Annotated in this window: 1 protein-coding gene; it reads left to right on the top strand. The window is 54.9% G+C overall.

The genetic code is table 11. The features are described from left to right. Nucleotides 1–282: 282 nt before the first annotated feature. A partial coding sequence (locus F3J45_RS29560) for an IS110 family transposase (protein ID WP_167070875.1) occupies nucleotides 283–1,178 on the top strand: 896 nt, incomplete at its 3' end.

Genomic DNA, 1,178 nt, shown 5'->3' with positions numbered 1-1,178 from the left:
GCACGACTTCATATCTGCGTTGGCGCTGACATTTTGCAAAAGAAAAGGCGTCTGGCCCGTTAGGGCCAGACGCCTTTTGCTTTGTTAGGGTTCGAGCGCGCGGGACAGAGATCGTAACCGGCACTGGTGTGTGTCAGCACACCCGCGTAGGAGAGTGATCCGCACGGTATCGGCGTGAAGTCCCTGTAGGCATCAGCTGAACCAGCTGTGACCACGTATGAGAGAGTGAACCCCTTTCGCCACCGTGTGCCCCGCGCGCCCTTTATCCTGCGAGGATTCATCATGGCGCGCAAGCCGTCCAAGCAACGCTTTACTGTCGTTCATCCTGATTGCGCTGCAATCGATGTCGGCAGCCGAGAACATTTTGTCGCTGTCGATCCTCGTCACGACAATGATGTCCGATCGTTTACATCCTTCACTGACGACCTTTACCAGCTCGCCGAATGGCTCGAGAGCTTGCATGTCAAGGTCGTGGCCATGGAGTCCACCGGCGTTTACTGGATTCCTATTTACGAAGTCCTCAGTGAGCGAGGGTTCGAGGTTTACCTCGTCAATGCTCGTGCTACTCGGCAAATCACGGGCCGAAAATCCGATGTACTGGATTGCCAATGGATCTGGCAGCTAATGACCCATGGGCTGCTACGAGGTGCCTTCCGGCCCAGCGATCCAACTTGCTGCGTCCGCTCATTAGTCAGGCAGCGGGCATTTAAAGTGAAAGATCAAGCGCAGTCGCTGAATCGGATGCAGAAAGCGCTGAGCCAAATGAACATCCAGTTGGCCAACGTGATCAGTGATATTTCCGGAGTCACTGGCATGAAAATTCTGCGAGCGATCATCGCCGGTGAGCGCAATCCTGTACAACTGGCAGAGTTGACCGATGCTCGGATCAAAGCGGGTAAAGAGACCGTCGCTCGCAGCCTTCATGGCAATTGGAGGCCTGAGCACTTGCATGCGTTGGGACAAGAGCTAGCCACGTATGACTTTCTGGAGCGGCAGATCGCAGAGTGTGACAAAGCCATAGGTGAGGCCTTGAAGCTGTTGCCAGTACTGGAAGAAAAGCCAAAAGAGCCTCGCAAAGTACTGCGAAGCCCCCATCGAAACACAGCTGATCAAGCAACCTTGCATCAGGCGCTGTGGCGGGTCCTGGGTGTGGATTTAACGGCCATACCCACGATTGG

Source organism: Pantoea sp. Ap-967 (assembly GCF_011752565.1).
Lineage (GTDB): Bacteria > Pseudomonadota > Gammaproteobacteria > Pseudomonadales > Pseudomonadaceae > Aquipseudomonas.
This window is presented reverse-complemented; position numbering and strand designations above follow the sequence as displayed.